14 protein-coding genes and 1 pseudogene are annotated in these 20,727 nt (G+C 53.6%); 3 read left to right on the top strand and 12 right to left on the bottom strand.

Annotated elements, in window-relative coordinates:
- Positions 1–77 precede the first annotated feature (77 nt).
- Together ACSZPU_RS13430 and ACSZPU_RS13425 are read right to left on the bottom strand one after the other, a co-directional pair.
- Positions 78–329 (bottom strand): annotated as a pseudogene (locus tag ACSZPU_RS13430) (MFS transporter); the annotation flags it as partial.
- 83 nt (positions 330–412) lie between these two features.
- Positions 413–1,180, bottom strand: a complete 768-nt coding sequence (locus tag ACSZPU_RS13425) for an SDR family oxidoreductase (RefSeq protein WP_498999510.1) — start codon at positions 1,178–1,180, stop codon at positions 413–415.
- 337 nt (positions 1,181–1,517) lie between these two features.
- Here ACSZPU_RS13425 and ACSZPU_RS13420 point away from each other — a divergent pair, with 337 nt between their 5' ends.
- Both ACSZPU_RS13420 and ACSZPU_RS13415 read left to right on the top strand, forming a co-directional pair.
- Complete coding sequence (locus ACSZPU_RS13420) at positions 1,518–2,771, top strand: enolase C-terminal domain-like protein (RefSeq protein WP_498999507.1); 1,254 nt, start codon at positions 1,518–1,520, stop codon at positions 2,769–2,771.
- Between the two features lie 442 nt (positions 2,772–3,213).
- Complete coding sequence (locus ACSZPU_RS13415) at positions 3,214–3,645, top strand: hypothetical protein (RefSeq protein WP_498999504.1); 432 nt, start codon at positions 3,214–3,216, stop codon at positions 3,643–3,645.
- 11 nt (positions 3,646–3,656) lie between these two features.
- Here ACSZPU_RS13415 and oxyR read toward each other — a convergent pair whose 3' ends face one another.
- From oxyR to ACSZPU_RS13370, 9 genes are all read right to left on the bottom strand, one after another.
- On the bottom strand, positions 3,657–4,571 hold the full coding sequence (gene oxyR, locus ACSZPU_RS13410) for a DNA-binding transcriptional regulator OxyR (RefSeq protein ID WP_498999502.1): 915 nt from the start codon (positions 4,569–4,571) through the stop codon (positions 3,657–3,659).
- Positions 4,572–5,055: 484 nt separating this feature from the next.
- Positions 5,056–6,066: a family 8 glycosyl hydrolase gene (locus ACSZPU_RS13405; protein WP_498999499.1), complete on the bottom strand. Its 1,011-nt coding sequence runs from the start codon at positions 6,064–6,066 to the stop codon at positions 5,056–5,058.
- A gap of 71 nt (positions 6,067–6,137) precedes the next feature.
- Positions 6,138–7,058, bottom strand: coding sequence for a UTP--glucose-1-phosphate uridylyltransferase GalU (galU, locus tag ACSZPU_RS13400; RefSeq protein ID WP_498999513.1), 921 nt, complete (start codon positions 7,056–7,058; stop codon positions 6,138–6,140).
- A 44-nt stretch (positions 7,059–7,102) separates the two neighbouring features.
- Positions 7,103–8,062 (bottom strand): GGDEF domain-containing protein, encoded by a 960-nt coding sequence (locus ACSZPU_RS13395; protein WP_498999496.1) that lies wholly within the window; start codon positions 8,060–8,062, stop codon positions 7,103–7,105.
- Positions 8,063–8,110: 48 nt separating this feature from the next.
- The gene (gene bcsD, locus ACSZPU_RS13390; RefSeq protein ID WP_498999494.1) at positions 8,111–8,572 is read right to left on the bottom strand and encodes a cellulose biosynthesis protein BcsD; all 462 of its coding nucleotides are present in this window, start codon (positions 8,570–8,572) and stop codon (positions 8,111–8,113) included.
- A gap of 12 nt (positions 8,573–8,584) precedes the next feature.
- A complete protein-coding gene (locus ACSZPU_RS13385; protein WP_498999491.1) occupies positions 8,585–12,301 on the bottom strand; it encodes a cellulose biosynthesis protein BcsC in 3,717 nt (1,238 codons plus the stop codon).
- Entirely contained in the window at positions 12,294–14,627 is a 2,334-nt protein-coding gene (locus ACSZPU_RS13380) for a cellulose biosynthesis cyclic di-GMP-binding regulatory protein BcsB (protein WP_498999488.1), read from the bottom strand. Before ACSZPU_RS13380 ends, ACSZPU_RS13385 begins: the two co-directional genes overlap by 8 nt.
- Positions 14,617–16,734 carry a UDP-forming cellulose synthase catalytic subunit gene (bcsA, locus tag ACSZPU_RS13375; RefSeq protein WP_498999486.1) on the bottom strand — a complete coding sequence of 706 codons (2,118 nt, stop codon included), beginning with the start codon at positions 16,732–16,734 and terminating at the stop codon, positions 14,617–14,619. The genes ACSZPU_RS13380 and bcsA overlap by 11 nt, the downstream gene beginning before the upstream one ends.
- Positions 16,735–16,927: 193 nt before the next feature.
- On the bottom strand, positions 16,928–17,299 hold the full coding sequence (locus ACSZPU_RS13370) for a hypothetical protein (protein WP_498999483.1): 372 nt from the start codon (positions 17,297–17,299) through the stop codon (positions 16,928–16,930).
- Between the two features lie 589 nt (positions 17,300–17,888).
- Here ACSZPU_RS13370 and ACSZPU_RS13365 point away from each other — a divergent pair.
- Complete coding sequence (locus tag ACSZPU_RS13365) at positions 17,889–19,532, top strand: EAL domain-containing protein (RefSeq protein ID WP_498999481.1); 1,644 nt, start codon at positions 17,889–17,891, stop codon at positions 19,530–19,532.
- A gap of 730 nt (positions 19,533–20,262) precedes the next feature.
- Here ACSZPU_RS13365 and ACSZPU_RS13360 read toward each other — a convergent pair.
- The coding region (locus ACSZPU_RS13360; protein ID WP_498999479.1) for a diguanylate cyclase domain-containing protein at positions 20,263–20,727 on the bottom strand (465 nt) is incomplete at its 5' end.

The following is a 20,727-nucleotide window of genomic DNA, read 5'->3' as shown; positions in this document are numbered from 1 at the left end:
ATTCAGGCAACCGTCTGTGGTGTTTGCAGAGCTAAGATTGGCGGCTTAGCGTTGCACTTCGGAGTTGAATCCGCCCTCCACAGAATAATCGCCCCACCGTAAAGAATACGTGAGCCAATGCGATCAAGGACATAGCCGACAGGGATTTGGCTGGCAGCGTAGGCCCAGGTAAACATGGAGAAAAGCAAACCCAGTTGTGTTGGCGTCAGACTGAAATCATTCTGGATATTCGAACCAGCAACGGCAAGATTGGCGCGATCCATATAATTAATTGCAGTCACAATAAACAGCAATGTGAGAATAAAGAGTCGTTGTCTTGAAGCCTTCATAATAATACCTGTGTTATATCGGCATGCATCGAGGTGAACACATGCCATCAATTTTAAAGGCGAGTAGGTAGAGTACGGGCGGCTTATAACACGGCGAGCCAGCCACCATCGACGTAAATAATTTGCCCGTTGATATAATCTGATGCTTTGGATGATAAGAAGACGGCGGTGCCGATGAGCTCTTCCGGACGGCCCCAGCGCTGGGAAGGATTGCTGCTTTTCACCCAGGTGTCGAACTGCTTGTCTTCGATAAGCGCGGTGTTCATGTCGGTCAGGATGTAGCCCGGCCCAATGGCGTTGGTCTGGATATTAAACTGCGCCCATTCTGCGGCCATTGAGCAGGTAAGCATTTTGATGCCGCCTTTTGCCGCTGTGTACGGGGCCACGGTCGGGCGGGCCGCCTGGCTGGTGAGTGAGCCGATATTAATGATTTTGCCGCCGCTGTTGCGCGCAATCATCCGTTTCGCCGCCGTGCGGGAGACCAGGAACGCGCTGGTCAGATTGGTGTCGATCACCCTCTGCCAGTTTTCCAGCTCCAGTTCGACCATCGGTTTACGGTACTGAATACCGGCGTTATTGATCAGGATATCCACACTGATCCCCTCTGCATCGAGTTTGCTAAAAGCCGCCTCAATCGCCTGTTCATCGGTGACGTCGAAAGCCACACCCTGTGCGTCGTAACCTTTACTTGTCAGCGTATCCACGGATTCGGCCAGCAGCGTGTCGCGAATATCATTCAGGATGACCCGTGCACCCGCAGCGGCAAGGCCCTCTGCGTAGGCAAAGCCCAGTCCACGTGCAGAGCCCGTTACCAGCGCCGTTTTCCCGGTTAAATCAAATAAAGCGGTCATGTTGTTTCCTCACTCGTTTAATTTGTATGACGACTGTCTTATTTAAGGTTGGATTTTCGCCCTGATAAAATCAACAGTTCACCCATGAATTTGCAACAAGGATCACAAGCAGCGCCACGTGGCGATCGCTGAAATTCTATTAATTCATTGAATTATAAGTGTATATTGAGTTTGAACTGAACGCAATTTGATCGCTGTCACAGAATGGCGCTCGCAGCGATCCTCTGTGAAAGAAGCGTGATATAACAGCATCAAGTTGTAGGACAACTTACAAATGTGCGTCATGTCATCCACAACGGTATGACATGCGGTAAATTCGCTGAGTTGAGGAGTGAAAGTGAGTAACCTGAAAATCACCAACGTGAAAACGATTCTGACGGCGCCGGGTGGCATTGATTTGGCGGTCGTTAAGATAGAGACCAACGAGCCGGGGCTGTATGGGCTGGGATGCGCGACATTTACTCAGCGTATCTTCGCGGTAAAAAGCGCGATCGATGAGTACATGGCCCCTTTTCTGATTGGCAAAGATCCGACCCGTATTGAGGATATCTGGCAGTCGGGCGCGGTGAGCGGCTACTGGCGCAATGGCCCGATCATGAACAATGCGTTGTCCGGCGTGGACATGGCGCTGTGGGATATCAAAGGTAAGCTGGCGGGGATGCCGGTTTATGATCTGCTGGGCGGCAAATGCCGTGATGGGATCCCGCTGTACTGCCACACCGACGGTGGTGATGAAGTGGCAGTGGAAGATAACATCCGCGCCAGAATGGAAGAGGGCTACCAGTACGTTCGCTGCCAGATGGGCATGTACGGCGGCGCGGGGACCGATGACCTCAAGCTGATCGCCACGCAGTTGGCGCGAGCGAAGAACATTCAGCCGAAGCGTTCACCGCGCAGCAAAACGCCCGGCATCTACTTTGACCCGGACGCCTACGCCAAAAGCGTCCCGCGTCTGTTCGACCACTTGCGTAATAAGCTCGGCTTTGGCATCGAATTTATCCATGATGTGCACGAGCGCGTCACCCCGGTGACCGCCATTAATCTGGCCAAAACGCTCGAACAGTATCAGTTGTTTTACCTTGAAGATCCGGTGGCGCCGGAAAATATCGACTGGCTGAAAATGCTGCGCCTGCAGTCTTCCACGCCAATCTCCATGGGTGAGTTGTTTGTGAATGTGAATGAGTGGAAGCCGCTCATCGACAACAAGCTTATCGACTACATTCGCTGCCACGTGAGCACCATCGGCGGTATTACGCCGGCGAAGAAACTCGCGGTCTACAGTGAACTGAACGGCGTGCGTACTGCATGGCATGGGCCGGGCGACATTTCGCCGGTCGGGGTCTGCGCCAACATGCATCTGGATTTGAGCTCGCCGAACTTTGGCATTCAGGAATACACGCCAATGAACGATGCGCTGCGCGATGTCTTCCCGGGCTGCCCGGAGATCGACCACGGTTATGCCTACCTGAACGATAAGCCGGGTCTGGGGATCGACATTGATGAAGCCAAAGCGGCGAAATATCCGTGCGAGGGGGGGATCCCGTCCTGGACGATGGCGCGAACGCCGGACGGCACGGCCTCAAGACCGTAAATCACGCAAGCCCGGCGGATTGTAGCCTGGCTTTTTTGTCTCACTTTCTCGCCTGTCCAACCGTCCTACAACGCTGCGCTCTATGCCTGAGCTTTCGATTAGCTCTCTTTTTCTGCATTACCATTATTCCCGACGTGGGAATTTTCTTACGCCACAATTTTAAAATATATCCTGTAATCCATCATCTTTGGCTATTAAAAGCGGTTTAATCACCACTTTAATAAACACTGTATATAAATAAGCGGTAAATAGATCGATTTCGTCAATAACTGATTGGTATTTAACCTATTGTTTTGATTGGATTTTTTATAAATTTTCAGAAAAGGTGCATGGATAATTACGCAATTATTATCTATTTTAAATAAAGCACTAAAGAAATTCCCTGCAAGGTCGATGAATACAAGAATGACCATGGATAATTGCACCCGGTATCGAGGAAACGATGAAAGCTGAATCGCAAAGTCAAGGCCACCCCTTACATCTGGATCCGCTCTCAGAACAAAATGTCCTGGTTCCGCCGTTTGTGAAAACTATCGCTGTGCGACTGTCATGGGTTGCCACTGGCGATGAAGCTGAGCTTTATCAGCTCCTGTCCCGGCCGTATTACCACGATGAAGTGACTGCCGAGGATCTTGCCCGGCTTAGCGCACTCCTGCCGTTTATCGTCGCGCAGACGTCACCCTTAGCGATTGCGGATTACACCATCCTGCTGGTGACGGTCTGGCTGAATATTGAAGAGTTGTACCATCGCGGTGTGGTGCTGCCGGAGCAGATCATGCAGGGGTTAATGAAAAAAACGACAACCACGCAGGCGCATGATTGTCGCGAAGATAACTTCGAACACGGCGATATGTGTCAGCAACAGCGCTGCTGAAACCGGCTTGCTTACGCCATCACATTGAAGTCGAGAAAATAGCGTTCCATGTAACGCGCAATCGCGTTACGCAGTATTTCGTATTTCTTACGCATCGGATCGCTGCGGTGGAAAATCAGCACCACTTTGCGTTTTGGCTCCGGCGCGGTGCAGTGGAGATATTTGATATTCTCATTGTCGCCGTGCTGCGTGGACAGCAGCGGGAAGAAGGACACCCCGCGGTTAAATGCCACGCTGCGACGTAATGTTTCCAGGTGCATCGCCACGAAACGGGTATCCGGCTCCAGCTCAAACTGATAGCAATAACGCAGAACCTGGCTGTGCAGGCAGTTGCTGTCATCAATCATCAGAATTTTGCTGTTTTTCAAATGCCCCATATTGATGTCGTTCAGACGTGCCCACGGGTGCTGGTGGCTGACGCCCAGCATCAACGGCTCATCAAACAGCGGCAATTCTACGTATTTGCTGGTGTCTTTATTGGACGTCATGATGGCGCATTTAATGGCGTCTGACTCGAGCATATTCAGCAACTGCTGGGTTTGCGCCTCATGAATTTCCAGTTCTATTTCCGGGAAATTCTCGTGGCACACCGCGTTCATATGGGAAAACATGTAGGGTGCCAGTGTTGGGATAATGCCGACATCCAGCGTCTGCGACAGGCTCTGGTGATAGCTGCTGCTGGCCATGTTTTTCAACGCTTCAATTTCCCGCAGGACGACCTGGGTCTGTTCCACCAGGCGCAGCCCGGTCTGGGTAAAACGAATCTTTCTGGTGGTACGTTCCAGCAACTGTAGGCCCAGTTCGTTTTCCAGCTTGCGCAACTGCGCACTTAACGTCGGCTGGCTAACATTACACGCCTCCGCCGCGCGCTGGAAATGACGATATTTCGCCAGCGCGACAAGATATTCAAGGTTACGGATGTTCATTTATTTCCCCGGCCCGCAGATTTCCGCTCTGTTGTGGACGCACAAATACCCCCGTGATTTGCATATGACATCTTATTATTTTCAACTCTGCCATTAAGTCTCCCCCTCATGCCTGCACATGAGACGTGATTGGTTTTTATTATTCATTGTCGGTTGGCCTTACCCCTGCCACCCGGATCGCCACACAACGCATCGACCAGCACAGGCGCTTTCCTGTCCGATACGTGTTTATTCTTTGAGGCGTCCTGCCAGAATGTAATGCTGCCCACGTGCCTGTCACGAGGGAGTGCGGCGAGAAGACTGTCGCGCGGAGGCATCCCGATTGCCCAAAACCGATTTAGAACCTGTCCCATTAGGTTATTTTATTGGCCAGTTTGTCCCTGGGCTGTGCTCACAATCCTCACGTACTGCGTGTACGCTCCGGTTGTTCCACGCTGTCCGTGTCCAAACTGACTGCAACAATTACACCTGATGGGATAGGTTTTTAATACCCTTTTAATGACGCGGCAAATAACGACAGCATATGCAACGCGGATAAATAATAACCTTCTCCCGAATGCAGGGACTTATCCATATGTTGATAGTCGCCCATCGTTAAATCACGCACCGCCAGAATACCACCGGACATGTCATAATTCGCCTGTCCGTCACCGGAAACCTCCACCCAGGCGGGGGTGGCGTTACGGCTGTAATTTGCCCAGAAATGCCGAAAGTTGTCCATAGCGTGCTGTTGTGTCTCGCTCAAACTCAAATAAAGCGGGATACGGATGGCATCATAACTGAACCGGGCAGGCCAGTTATCGGCAGGCACGACTTCACCATCATTCTTCACAAAAATCCAGTCGCTGGGTAACTGAGTTTTTCCAAAACGGGCTTTATCTAGCAAAGCGAGGCTCGATTTGCTGAGTTTTAACCAAATATCGTTATGTCGTTGCTGCCAGAAACTTTCCCACGCCGGAAAGACAAAATAAGATGGATTAATCACGTAACCGTCATCGCGGGTAAATCCTGATAGCCCCGGTAAAAGTAACGTCTGGCTGTCTTGCTCAATAATCAGGCAATTAATTATCGCGTCCTGAATATTCTCCGAGGCGGCGATGTAACTTTGATCGTGCCATTTTTTCCCGGCCAGTAATAATGCCCAGGCGATTAAGGTATCGCCGTCACTGGCGTTATTTTCGTCGGTGACTTTTTTTTCAATGGGGTCATAACGCCAGGCAAAAAGCCAAAGCGACGGTCGAAGCAGAGTGTTGCGCGTCCAGCGCCACATCTGTTCGAACGTCACCGGGTCGTTATTGACCACCGCCAGTAACATGCCATAACCCTGTCCTTCAGAGTGGCTGATATCCCCATTTTCGTGATCAACAATGCGGCCATCTGCGTTCAGATAATTATGCTTAAACAGCGTCCAGTTATTATCCTGCGCCTGTGTTGAGAATGACATTATGGTTAATGAAAGCGATAAGCAGGTCATTAACCAGGCAGTTCTTAACATGAGATTTCCTGTTGTTGAATGAGGCAATCCGTGAAAGAAAACGTCTACGGCGTTACCGGTTATGGAACAAATTACAGTGCGGCTTCGGCCTCAGCAGGCTCCAGCACCAGCTCATCACGCAGCCACTGGCGGAAAATTTCGCCGGTCGCGCCATGACGTAAGCCGTATTCAACAAAGGCTTTCATATAGCCAATTTTATCGCCACAGTCGCGGGACTTACCGGTGAGGCAATACGCTTCCACCGGAGACTGCTGCAACAGCATGGCAATGGCATCGGTTAACTGAATTTCACCGCCCGCACCGATAGGGGTTTTGTGCAGCAGCGGCCAGATAGCCTTCGACAGCACATAGCGCCCCACAACCGCCATATCAGACGGCGCTTCCGCCACTTTCGGTTTCTCCACCATGCCACGCACCAGGCCAAAACCACCTTCCGGCAGGTTGTGACCCCCGCAGTCGACCACGCCATAGCGCGAGACATCTTCATGGGCCACGCGCTCAATCATCAGCTGGCTTGCGCCCGTGGTGGTGAAGCGGTTGATCATGGCGGCCAGGTTGTCATGCGCGATATTGCAGCGGCTGTCATCAATCAGCACATCCGGCAGTACCACGATAAAATCGTTGTCGCCAATCAGCGATTCGGCGCACAGCACGGCGTGGCCCAACCCTTTTGAGTGACCCTGACGGACATGCATAATCTTCATGCCTGCCGGGCAGATGGTCCGTACCTCTTCCAGCAACTGGTTTTTCACCCGTGACTCCAGCAGGGACTCCAGCTCAAAGGAGGTATCGAAATGGTTTTCGATAGCATTCTTTGAGGAATGGGTCACCAGCACAATTTCCCGGATACCACTGGCATAGCACTCCTGCACGATATACTGGATCAGCGGCTTATCCACCACGGGCAGCATCTCTTTGGGGATAGCTTTGGTGGCGGGCAGCATACGCGTACCGAGGCCTGCGACCGGGATTACAGCCTTTAACATTCTTATTTCCTCTGGAGACAAACTCTGATTTTTTTGTGTCTACTCAAATATCAGCACCCGAGGGTACTAATAATTCCGCCAGGTTCGGTTAATCCCGTCACCTGATAATTAATAAAATCGTCCCCACCTTGTGCTTTGACTTTATAAAGTGCGGTGTCGGCGGCTTTTAATACTGACGAAAAATTTGGTCCATGTTCAGGATAACGGGCCACGCCAATACTGACCGATAATCCGACCGGCTGAGCCTGGGCGGTTATTTTCATTGGCTGGCGAGTTTGCTCGACGATGTGCTGCAATAATTGTCGGCCATCGGGCTCGTCAATACCTTCGATAAAGGTCAGGGCAAATTCATCGCCCCCCAGACGGCCTAACAGGGTGTCCTGTGAAATACAGTTTTTAACCCGGCTAATAAAACAGCGCAGCACCTCATCTCCGGCGGCATGTCCCAGGTAGTCATTGATATTTTTAAAGTTATCCAGATCCAGAATCGCCACGTACGTGTCGGCGCCATGCGCTTTGGCGGCACGGATTTTTTTGCGGCTACGGATGTAATAGCCCTGTCGATTCAATGTCTTGGTTAAGGCGTCATTGTGCGCGCGATAGTGTAACTTCTCGCGTATGGTCATATGCCGCGTAATATCAAACGCCAGCATAACGAAGGCGAACACTTCGCCACGTTCATCTCTGCGCGGCGTTAATCGGGCATCCAGCCAAAGCTGCTCGCCATTCTTTTTTTGCTGATAAATTTCACCGTGCCAGTTTTCACCAGTAAGCAGGATCATATTTATCGCCGTGAGCACCGATGAAGATACGATTTCATCGGTGGCCTGGAATAAGACTTTGCCAGTAATTTCGTCGCTGCCAAATCCGCTTAACTGGCAGAAATAGTTACTGGCATAAATAATATGCCCGGCGGTATCAAAAACCAGTGAAACAAAGGCATTATCCTCCATGAAGTGAACATTCTCGAGCTTGAGTTTTCTTCCAGCAACAATAATTTCATTCAACATAATGGTCACCTGACTATCTCTGTTCAGGATGGAAATGCCTTTGCGGTGTTATTCGCTGATGGCGTAACGGAAAATCAATACATCTTCGGTGGCGTTGTCTTTCCAGCGCACCGGGATGTGATTACCCGCCCCCTGGGAAACCAGCCATTGCGAATAGGCGCCTTCCAGTACGGTGGCGCTGGCGCGACGCCAGCTCGCTTCATCGCGATGCTCCGGCGCGTGCGGCCAGGCGCAATGCATCAGAATCAGTTCGCGCTGCGCCGGGGCCATTTTGACGAATCCCCAGTTAAACAGCTCCAGCACGCGGTTGATGCTGCTCTCCAGCTCGTTGACCGTGGTGGCGCGATCGATGGGATACCACTGGGCCATCATCTGTCCAATACGTCTCAGCGCTTCCGGGTCTTTGTCCGACTGCCCATCTGAAAATTCGTTGAAAAACAGATACACCAGGTCATGCCAGCCTGCCTGATAGTTGCGTTGCAAATAGGTGTCTTGGTTACTAAACATCATTCATCCCACGGGTTATTTGTCTTGGTCGACGAAATATTTAAAATAAAACAACGCCTTACCTTCGTTATAGCTACCGAAAGTGTCATATCCCAAATTGGCGCCTAGCGCCACGTTGTCGGTCAGGCGGTAGCGTGCGTCCACGCCCAACGTATAGCCCACACCGTTTTTCGCGGAGGCTTTGTAGACCGAATCCACGTTATCGACGGTACTGGCCAGGCTATTCAGCTGTGACTGCAAACTGCTGTGGCCGGGGAAGTAATCGCTCTGATCCTGTCGCCAGGATTGATATCCCACCGCGCCATTCAGCATCAGGTCCCATTTATCCACCTTGCGCGTCAGGGTGACGGGTAGCGAGACCGCCATATAGTTTTGCGGGCTGAAATAGCCGCCCTGACCGAGGGTGTAGTTGCTCAGGTTGCGGTCAAAGTCCATGTAGTTGACGTTGACGCCCATCTTGAGCTCGCTTTCGTTGGTGCGGAACAGACGCAAATAGCTGCCCGCCAGCGCATTCACCGAGTGGTTGGTTGGCACGTTTTGGCCAATCCAGGTATCGAAGCCCAGACGGGCATACAGCCCCACCAGATCGTTATCCCACGCGTACTGCGCCGACACGCCGTTACGGGTGACGGCACCCCAGCTTTCGCCGGTAGTTTTGTCTTTTGCCCCAACGTATGAAAGCAGGCTGTCGGTGACCGCGCGGCGCTCGGCTTTCAAATCGAGTGAGCTATTGCGCGACAGTTTCGGCATCCACTCCACGCCGCCAACCAGCCGGGTGAACTCGCCACCGGTCGGCGTATTGCCGATATCCAGTTTGTAGCTGTCTCCGGTCAGGCTCAGGTTGGTCTCCACGCCGTTTGCCTGCTGCCCACTTTGGGAATCCGCATCGGTTGACGTGGTAGTCGTGGTGGTACTCGCCGCGGCGGCTGCCAGTTTAGTTGCATGGGTAAGCTGGCCCGAACCGAAGCGGTTGGCCGAGTTGCTGGACATCTCTCCGGCGTTCAGTGAGACCGGCGAAACATTCAGGCTCAGACGCGCGCTGTCGGTTATCGTGCCGGAAATCGTCAGCGGCGCTTTCACCTCATCCAGTGCGCCCAGGCCGGACTCACCGCTACGGCTACGCAGCGACACGCCGCCACCGGTCCAGGTCGCGGTCTTGTCCTGCAAATCCTGCATCATGTTGTTGATGCTGGTGAGGGCGGTCTGCTGTGCCTGCTGCGTGGGCGAGGGGAGGGAGACCACGTCGCTTATCACGTCGCCTTCATCTTCCTCGGTGCCCTGTTGCAGACGCCACTGTGCGGTGCGCAGCAGCGACATTGCCCGCTGGCTTTCGCCGTTTGCCGCCGCTACGCGTGCGGCCAGCATCATGTAATCCGCATCCTGCGATGGCTCGAGCGCGCTAAACGCGCGGCGGGCGGCATCGTTGTCCTCGCGCGCCAGCGCCAGGTTGACGATGCCCGTCAGCGCCTGTTTGTCGCGTGGCGATTTACGCAGCACGAACTTGTAAATTTCATCGGCTTTATCGTCCATATGGTCGGACTGATATACCCGTGCCATTGCCAGTAACAAATCGGTGTTGGCCGGGTTGGCGCGTAGAGCGGGCATCACCAGGTTCCATGCGGCATCCGGTTTGCCTTTTTCGCGCAGGCGATCGGCACGCGCAATCACGTTGGCGATACGGATATTGTCGATCTCTTGCTGGCTGGCGCTGTTTTGCAGCACCGGCGAGTTGAGCACGCTTTCCGCTTCGGCGAAACGCCCGGCCTGGTTCAGTACGCGGATTTGCCCGGCATAATCTGCCAGCGTGCCGTGCAGCCCCTGGGCCTGGTTTTCGCGTACCAGTTGCAGGGCCATCTGCGTGTCTCCGGCCTGCATCATCAACTGGGCGTAACGGCCAAGGTCGACGGGCGTTTGCGGCGGCGTGCGCTCCAGTGAACGCAGGGAGTTACGGGCAGCCTGAGTATTGCCCAGACGCAGATAGTTCTGGGCGATATCCATCTGCAGGTTGCTCTGGACACGGCTGCTGAGCGCGGCCATGTCGGCGCTGGATGTCCCGCGCGGAACCTGCGAAAGCAGGTTCTGGCTTTTCGACCAGTCGTTATCCTCGGCGGCATACACGGCGGCGGCGTACAGCGCTTCGTTACGCTTGTCGGTGCGCTGCGCTACGCCTGCCATCAGCGTCGCGGCCTGCTGTTTCTGCCCGGCTTTACGTAACTGACGAGCATAGTCCAACTGTAGCCAGACGTTTTGCGGGTATTTGCTGGAAGCCGCCTGCAGGATCTGCATGGCTCTCGACGCATTGCCCGACTGCAACGCAGACTGCGCGGCTTTACGCTCATCATCACCGTTATCGCCAAAAGTGGCGTAGCGGGTACGCAGATTGGCGGGCAGCGTGCGCAGGATCTGATCCGCTTCGGCCTGTTTGTTTTGCTGGCGCAGTACCCACATCAGGCCGGTACGAACATCGGCATTTTGCGGGTTATCCGCCAGCAGCTGGCGATAGACCTGCTCCGATTCCGCCGGTTTGCCCTGACGGCGCAAAATGTCAGCGCGCAGCATATCCGCCGCCTGACGCTGGCGAGAATCGCTGCTGGTGCTGAAATCCAGGCTGGCGAGCGCGTCGGCGTAGCGTCCTTTCTGCGTTAGGCTGCGAGCCTGGTTCAGGGAGGCGTAGAAACGTGCGTTGTCGGCATCTTTCGCCCACTGCAGGCTGTTCTCATTGTTGGTATCTTCCTGCGAGGCGCGACGCAGGTATTTTTCCGCATCGGCAAAGCGGCTCTGGCGCAGCGCCACATAGCCCATCCCGGCCAGCGCGTTGCCGTTGCTGGCCTGCCCTTGTAAGACCTGGGAGAATTTATCCTTCGCCGAATCAAGATCGCCGCTGTTCAGCGCATCAAAGCCGGATTTGGTCGCATCACCTTCCACGCTTTTGCGGTAGTGATCCATCGGTGCGCTGTCTTCCGGGTGACGTTGGGCATAGCCGGTATACACCGGCAGATCCGACGCTTTCGGATCCAGCCACAGTAGCGCCTGCTGCAACGCTTTGTCGGCGCTTTTGTCATCTGCCGCGAGCGCTGAGAGCTGGGTGATCCCTTCGCGACGTGTGTCTTGCTGGTAGGTTAGCGCCATCGCCAGCGCCTGTTTGCTGGCGTTATCATCCGGCATCATTTTGACGCGCTGGCGCAGGGCCGCCACGCCTTCTGACCACGTGGCGGTATCACCCGCCATCGTCTGGTAATACTCCAGCGCCAGATCGTCCGGCGGGTTGCCTTTAAACAGCGCGCGATAGGCCGCAACCGCCTCTTTGGTTTGCCCACGCTGCGCCAGATTACGCGCCGCGTTGAGCTGAGAGGGTGAAATGGACTGCATCGAGTTGGCGCTGTTCAGCGCCGACAAACGCGGGTCCTGCGGGGATATCTCAACAATTTTCTTGCGCCAGATTTCCGCTTGCTGGGGGTTACCACGCTGGAGCTGATAAAGCGCCGTCAGGTACATCGCGTCGACGTTGTGTTCATCCACCGCGAGTACTTTTTGCAGCGCTTCGAGCGCCATATCGTCATGGGCTTTACTGTGCCAGTAGCTTGCCTGGGTCAGCAGTTTTTTGACCGCCGCATCATTGGCGCTCTGGCTGGCATCCGGCACGTCGGCGGCCGTCGCCGGGTGGCTCGAGCCAATCAGACACATCAGGTAAAAGGCGTGCGTCAGTCGTTTGCCAATAATACGCTTATTCATGATCGGTCTTATCCTGCAGGCGTTGCTGAGCGTGTCGCTTCAACGTGCGGTACAACAAGGGGCTGGCAATCGCGGCAATCAGGCACGCGAGGAATGACAACCAGAGAATGTGTTGGCTGGCGAACCACAGAATCATCAGGTAGCCCGGCAGGTCACCGCTGGTGAACTGCTCGCCAACGCGCCAGCTGCGCACATCGCCGGAATCCCCGGTCGCCATAAAATCGCCACTCGCGTTGCTTTTAAACGCCGGTTTCGCCATATCACCCGGCAGCTGTTGCAGCTGGCGATCGTCGGTGCCGGTGGCAATCACCACCACGCGTTTCGGGTTCCAGGGCGAACGCACGCTCAACAGGCCACGCCACTGGCTGGTGTCGCTGAGGTAGCTCGCGGCATCGATATCCGTGCGTGCCTGCTCGCCGCTGAACAGTGATGTCAGGCGGCTGAGGAAGCTGGCGGTGCTCACTTCCAGCGTGTTCTCGTTAAGCGCGAAGGCGCTACCCTGCAACAGCGGTTTGAGCAGTTCGCCATTGCGCAGGCTGCCAATGGTAAGCACATCGCTGCTGGCCAGTTGCTGCTGCCCGCTTTCCTGCTGCGGCATCCCGGTAAACAGGTGCAGGTAGCTGGCGCTGACGCCGGTGTCGCGACCGGATTTCGCCATCAGATTGAGCAGGACGGAGGCCTCTTCCAGGTTCGGGTGCGCCGACATCAGAATGCTGGTGTTCGCCAGGTCTGCGTTGCGGGTGAACGGGAACATGGCGTTGCTGAACCACCCCAGATTTGGTAACAGACCAAAGTGCCACGAGTGGGAGAAGTCGAGCGTGGAGTTACCGTCAATCCGACTCTGAATGTTGTCATCACCCAACGTATTGCAGGGGGCGTTTTTCTGCGGTTTGATGCCGAACCAGAAGCCCAGTTGGTTGCTGCCGAGAATGGCGCGCGGATCGATATTTACCACCGCGCTTTGCTGGCGCTGGGTCAGTCCGAGCATGTTCATGACCGGTGCGAAAATACCGTCTTTGCTCACCGGCAGGCGTTTTAAGAACTCGCCGTTCAGGCTGATATTAAGGAACGAGTTACTGTCATCAATCCAGGTTTTCTGCGCAAAGCTGTAATTGAGACGCAGCGGTATGGCGCTGCCATCCCACATAAACAGATCCGGTGCGGTAACGAAGGGAAGTTGGTTCTCCCCGTGCCAGACGCCGTGCGCGACCAGGCTGCCATCATCAGCCTGCAAATTGCGCAGCGGGACCGGGTGGCTGGTGTTGACCCAGCGCGGCGCATCGTATTCGGCACGCGGGGTCATTTTCACCGCCGCCACCTGCAGGGTGTCGCTGTCTGGCAGCGCCGGTTGTGTCAGGCGCCACGCCGCCTGGCGCAGTTCCGTCTCATTATGGCCGCTGATGACCAGCAGCTTATAAGCCGGGTTCACCGGGTTATCGATAACCTGCAGCGCCGCACCTGCGTTTTCGCCAATGGTCACATCACCGATATGATCGCCGGGTTTGCCAAACAAAATACCGTTGCCTGCGGGAAGGTTGTTGTACTGCACGTCGAAACGGCTGGGCTTACCCGCGCTCATCACGCCAAAGTTAGACGCGACAATCGCCGCGGCGGTAAGAACATCCGCATCCGGGCTGGCGGAGAAGGAGATGCTTAGCGCCTGATCTTTGGTCTGCTTTGAATCAAAGAACGGACGCGGGAAGGTGCTGAGCGTTTTACGCACATTCAGCCACAACCCCTGATAGTTGAGCGTCGATTCCGGCGTTAACGTCACGCGGTAATCTTCCGGCAGCGTGCGCTGGCAACTCCAGACATTATTGATAATGTCGTCGCTGGTTTTCAGTTGGAAGCTCAGGTTGTTGCCTGACGCAATCATCGAGGCCGGTACGTCCAGGCTCCAGAAGCCTTTCTCCTGCTGGACCTGATCGAGCGGAATGGCCCCCAGCGGCTGGCCGTTAAGCATCAGTTGCAGGTTTTCGCCGGACACATCCGTGCGGTTCACCTCAACGTTCAGGCTGATATGCGCATCGGTGATCACCAGATCGCCCGGTAGCGTAAAGCTCACGCCATTTTGCAACTGCTGACCGGAAAGCGTCAGGCCGCCCGTAGCGCCCATTTCGCCAAAACTCAGCGTGCTGGAAATGTTCTGATCGCTGGCGTTTGGCGCAGCAGCGGCGACCACGGCGGGTGCGGTCTGCGCGCTCTTCGCGCCCTGCAATGGCGGCAGTTCCGGCATGGCATCATTGTTGGTCGACAGTGCCGCCCAGGCGAGACTGCTGGTGCCGCACAGCAAGGCCGTGACTAACAGCAGAGGATTACAGCGCATGTTTAACCTCTTCCTGTTTTTTCGCCACGGTGGCCATTTTGCATTTCACCGTTGCGTTGCTTTTTTTACGCCCAAAGAACAGCTCCCAGACGCATTGCAGAATCCCGGCGAAAGAGGCCAGCGGGCGGTCCGGCGCATGAGGCGGTTTGAACCACGCATCGGCACGGGACAGCACCACGCGCACCAGTTTGCGGCGTTCGCTCAAAGGCAGGTTGTCGAACTCCACGCGAATGTCGTTGTTACCCACGCCGGCAGCACGCAGCGGCACGTGGGCAATTTCATTCCCCAGCCCCAGCTCAATTTGTACCGGCACTTTGTAGCGCAGGTCTTCCTCTTTTTGCAGGGCCACGCGCGCGCCGCCCATGGAGATATCAAAGGTGCGGGTCAGCATGTGTGAGCCGTCAGAGAACAGCACTTTTGTCGGCAGGTTGGCGTAGATGCGGATCGTTTTGCGGATCTGCTTACTCTCTTTCGCCACGGCGATAGAGGCCAACAAAATGATGGTACTAAAACAGCCCCAGGCGATGTTGAACAGGATGACGCGCGGGTCGATGCCGGTGTAGTAGTTCATGTAATAACGCACGCCAACCCAGATCATGCTGCCAACCATCAGCAGTACGGTGATGATCAGCGGGCGCACGGTGTAGGCATCGAAGTAGTCGCGGTCGGTCAGGTCGCCTTTATCCGTTACGTTAAATTTCCCCAGGCGCGGCGAGATAAGACTGAGCAGCGTCGGGAGAATCAGATGGAAGGCCATCACCGTCTCATAGATTTCCCCCCAGAACGCGTAGCGATATCTGCCCGTGATGCGTGAGTTCACGATGGTTGAAAGCACCAGGTGTGGCAATACGTAGGAGAAAATCAGCGTCGCCGACGAGGAGATAATGTTCAGGTTAAACAGCATGAAGACCAGCGGCGAGGTGAGGAACACCACGCGCGGTAATCCATACTGGAAGTGCAGCATCGCGTTGAGGTAGCACAAACGCTGTGTCAGCTTGAGACCGCGCCCGAGCAGCGGGTTATCAATACGGAAAATCTGCGTCATCCCGCGCGCCCAGCGAATACGCTGGTTCACGTGCAGCGCCAGACGTTCGGTCGCCAGACCTGCCGCCAGAGGAATATCAAGGAACGCCGTATTCCAGCCGCGACGTTGCAGTTTCAGTGCGGTATGGGCGTCTTCGGTGACCGTTTCCACCGCAAAACCACCCACTTCTTCCAGCGCGGAACGTCGGATAACCGCACAGGAGCCGCAGAAGAATGTCGCGTTCCAGTTATCGTTACCCTGCTGTACCGGGCCGTAGAACAGCGCGCCTTCATGAGGCACTTTCTTCGCCGCCGTCAGGTTGCGCTCAAACGGGTCCGGAGAATAGAAGTGGTGTGGCGTCTGAATCAGTGCCAGCTTGTCATCGCGGAAGAACTCGCCGACGGTCGCCTGCAGGAACACGCGGGTCGCCACGTGGTCGCAGTCGAACACGCAGATAAGCTCGCCTTCGGTGATGGTCATCGCGTGGTTGAGGTTACCGGCTTTCGCATGGCTGTTGTCCGGACGGGTGAGGTAACCCACGCCCGCTTCTGCGGCAAAGTCCCGGAACTCATCACGCTTGCCGTCGTCAAGAATATAGACTTTGACCTTATCCTGCGGATATTCGATGCACTGCGCCGCCAGCACCGTATCACGAACCACGTCGAGGCTTTCGTTATAGGAAGGCACATAGATATCAACGGTAGGCCAGGTGCTGCGATCTTTCGGCATCGGGGCGATAGGGCGTTCCAGCGGCCAGGCCATTTGCACGTAGCCGAGCACCAGGATAGTCCAGGAGTAGATTTCAGCGGCGAAAAGCAGGCTGCCGAGCACCATCTCCAGCGTGGAGTCGAAATGCAGGGTTGTTGTTGCGCGCCACCAGACATAACGGGTGGACATCAGCAGCGAAAAGACCAGCATCGCGAGGACCGATTTTTTGGTTTTGAAGCGGCCAAGAATAAAAACGGCCACGATCACTGACAGGCCGAAAAGGTATTGTTTATCGCTGCTCATTGGGGTGACGATCACCAACAACGACAATAAAAGCAGCGTCAGCGTGAGAATAATTCCGATGATTTTTCGCATGTTTATTAATCTGTACGGAAAACAGTAAGGCGTACCGGCCTGAAATCAGTTCCGGTAACCCTGTTAAAAATCATGACTTGTCAGACTGAATAGCCCTCGTCATAAATCCCATGACGAGCGGCTAATTACCTCACCTGGAATCAGGTCACGCTTATCAGAAAAGCCAGGACGTTTGTCCGGCGAGTGGGCGGGGCTATCTGCCAATTACGGTAAATAACACGTCCAGACGTACCGGGTTGCGTTCGCGAATTTCCGGTTCGGCAGCCTGGCGGGACATCGCGGCGACGCTTTCCATAATGCCGCTGGCCGGAGAGGAAAACGCATTCTGTACCAACGCTGGTTTGGCTTTCGGCCAAGAGATCGTATTAACGTTGGCAACCGGTTGAGGACTTTCCAGGCGAATATTCGCAGATGCGGTTTCAACAACGGCTTCTTTTACATCTTTATTAACATCAGGAGTTGTTACTGCTGCTTGCATTGTTGCACCATCTTCGTCGTTTATTTTCTGGAAAGAGACACCGGACATCTTCAGTTTTGCAGTCAAAGAACTTAAATCGTCATACATAGTATTTGCCTGTCCTCGATGTGTTAAACACGCGCTAAATTTAGGCAATGTTATCTGCCTCTTTCTCTATTACCGCTGGCTCCTTATCGCTGCGGAACGTATTACCATCAATCATTGAATACGTTAAGTGGCACATCATTTATTGCTGATAGCCGCTTTAATTGAGAATTTCCTTATATACTGGGGGTGGGCAATGCAGCAGGTCAAGTGACGCTATCAATAAATAGAATTTCACTTATTTAAGGCGTCTATTAATATTTCGTGTATTAATTGTTGTGTGTGGTGGGAGGCCGCGTGCCGTCAGGCCTGCGTGGCAGTAAGATGAAAAGATGATGTATTTAGCATAGACCATAGTTTTCAATAATAATTATGACGATCATCAATCTCCATAATTTCTTCATAATGAGTTTATGTTCTTATCATTTCCAATATCGGCGTTTATCAATAAAACTTTATCAATTAATGAATGCGGATTTATTTAATCGATCTATAAATGCAGCCAGGAGTGAATATCGCCATTGAGTGATATTGAACCAGTGAAATCTTTCTATTAGTATTGGCCCGACCTCCCTGGTATAGAAAAGCTATCATGCCTTTTGACAATGATATTTTCGGCTCGCAGTCAATGCTTGCCGCGCTGGAATATGTTCACGACGCTGTTGTTCTTCTCGACAGCGCGGAAAATGTATTTTTCTTTAATAAAGCGGCGGAAACGTTATGGCGTTATCCGCGAAGCCAGGTGCTGGGCAGAAAGGCGGCGGATATCCCTCTGTTCGCTTCGCCAGAAGCGCCCGGCGAGGAAAAGTCGCTCACGATTGTCTCGGCAACGGGTGAAGAAACCACCCTTTCCGCAACGGTGCGCTATGACGGGGTGGCGCGTGCGGGCGCACCCTGTATGATGGTGGTGCATATCGATCAGCAGAAGATTACCCAGCTATCGACCTTTAATCTGCTGACCGGTCTGCCAAAACGTAGCGCCCTGCATCGTCATATTGATGAGCTTTTTCAGCGCGATACGCACACGCGTGCCGCGCTTTTTTTCCTCGATCTCGACCACTTTAAAGATGTGAACGATGCGTTGGGCTATGCCGCCGGAGACAGCGTGCTGGCAGCGATTGCCCAGCGTCTGACGGCGGAATTTTCCCGTCAGGCGTTTGTCAGCCATCCTGACAGCGATACCTTTGTGCTGGTGTTCCCGGATTGCGATGCTGCAAAAGCCACCACACTTGCGCAGCGCATTCAGGCCTTATTCCGCCTGCCGTTTAATGTTGCCGATCTGGCATTAAATGTGACGGTCAGCACCGGGATCAGTCTCTATCCCGATCACGGAATGTCCCGCGATGTGTTGCTCAAACAGGCCAACCATGCTTCGCATCTGGCAAAAGGGGCGGCGTCGGGCGGCTATCTGTTTTTCAGTAGCGAAATGAATCAGGTGGATCAGGAACGGTTAAAGCTGGCGGCGGCGCTGAAACTCGCCATTGCCAGCAACCATTTACATCTGCACTACCAACCGCAGATCTGGCTCAAAAATGGCGAGCTTTATGGAGTCGAGGCGCTGGCGCGCTGGTCCGATCCGGTGTTGGGCGATATTCCCCCAGGTAAATTTATCGCCCTTGCCGAGGAGACCGGTGAAATCGAAGGCATCGGCCGCTGGACGCTCCATGAAGCTTGCCGCCAGATGGCGGAGTGGCGCAGTAATGACATCCACGTGCCCGTGGTGTCGGTGAACCTTTCGCCGATCAACTTCTATAACAGCAGCCTGCCGCAGTACATCTCTTATCTGCTGCGGCAATACCGCATTCCTGCGCACTGCCTGACCATTGAGATTACCGAAGGCGTGATGATGGATAAGCGCCCGGAAACCATGGAAGTGATTTGCGCGGTACGTGAGCTGGGGGTAGGGCTGTCGATGGATGATTTTGGTACCGGATTCTCCTGCCTGTCACGCCTGGCGCATTTGCCGATGACCGAGCTGAAAATCGATCAAAGCTTTATGCGCGACCTGCGTGAGGGCAGCAAGATGAAAGCGATTGCCACCACCGTGGTGAAGATAGGTCAAAGCCTGCATCAAACCGTGGTGGCCGAAGGGGTCGAAACGGAGCAGCAGCGCAATGAGCTAAGGGAACTGCAGTGCGATATTGCTCAGGGGTATCTCTATTCCCGCGCACTAAATGCGTCGGCATTAGCCGGGTGGGTGACGAATCGGCTACGCAGTGAAATAGCGCTCGAGTGACGTCTTAATCCTGTTTATACCCAGAATACTTCGAGTTGCAGGAGCCAGTGAACCCAAGTCAATCGTAGGGATAGGTTGTTTAAGCACTACCATCCTGCATATTGAAGTTACTTGGGTATATGCTTATTTATAAATACCGCCAGTCTCTATCATCTGGCGGTGCTTCTTTTCACATCTTTATTATACGCAACGTCAGCTGATATATTTCAATATCAGCAATATCAGACAAAATCCCAACACACCCCATGACATATGTCGACCAGAACGATATACAGGATTCGTGCTGGTGGTTTTACTTTGGCTATTCTCGATATTCATTAGAATCTTACTTTCAGGTTAATGCTAATAAATCGTCACCACCGCAAGGGCTTGCGGTGCGCCAATGGCACGGAGAGTGAAACAATTCCGCCGTTGATGCCGGGCGGGTAATCAACAGAAAATCGCTACATGTAGTCTTAATTAATGGAAATACATTTTTTTGACTAAACCTAAATTGATAGTGCCCGGAAAAAAAGGAAAATTCATGGAGAAAAATGATTTAAGTTAAATTAATTTATATAAATAGATGGTTTCTATAATTAATAAGAAAATGATGTGAGCCTTGTTAATAAATGAAATGGCTGGGTGAAATAGAGGTGGGATAAATGGAGAAGGCCGCGGTGTTATTATTTGCAAAAAACACGAGGGCAAATTTGCATTTGCCCTCGTGATGAATGGGGTAACCCGGGAACTACGAATTTTCGCTGGATTTATGTTCCTGCGTCGGGCGTAGCGGGGGTTTTTTCCTTTCCAGATACATTACGTGCTCGCTGTTGTTCATCATCTCCAGCAGGTTGCCGTGTCTGTCCGGATCGTACTCCACGATGCCGTAAGCATAGTGCAGCCGGAATTTTTTCATTGATTTTTCATTGAGATCGTCAATTTTTGACTGCAAGCCAAACAGGAAGGTATCCACATCCCTGTCGTCGTCATGACCTAACAGAACCACGAATTTGCCCCCTTCCAGACGTGCGGCAACGTCGGTCTTCTTCAGGCAGCGCAGGAGCACCGAGGCGAATTTTTTGAGCGTGCTGTCGCCTTCGGTATGGCCGAAGAATTTATTAATGGCGGTAATGTTTTCCGCGAATTCAGATAATAAGTGCAACGCTCGGACATGATTGTGGAGAGTGTAGGAGGAAGGGTTAACTACCGATAA

This window comes from Phytobacter sp. V69, assembly GCF_965644215.1.
Lineage (GTDB): Bacteria > Pseudomonadota > Gammaproteobacteria > Enterobacterales > Enterobacteriaceae > Phytobacter.
Note: the sequence above shows the minus strand (reverse complement) of the source record. Positions and strands in the feature narration are given on the sequence as shown.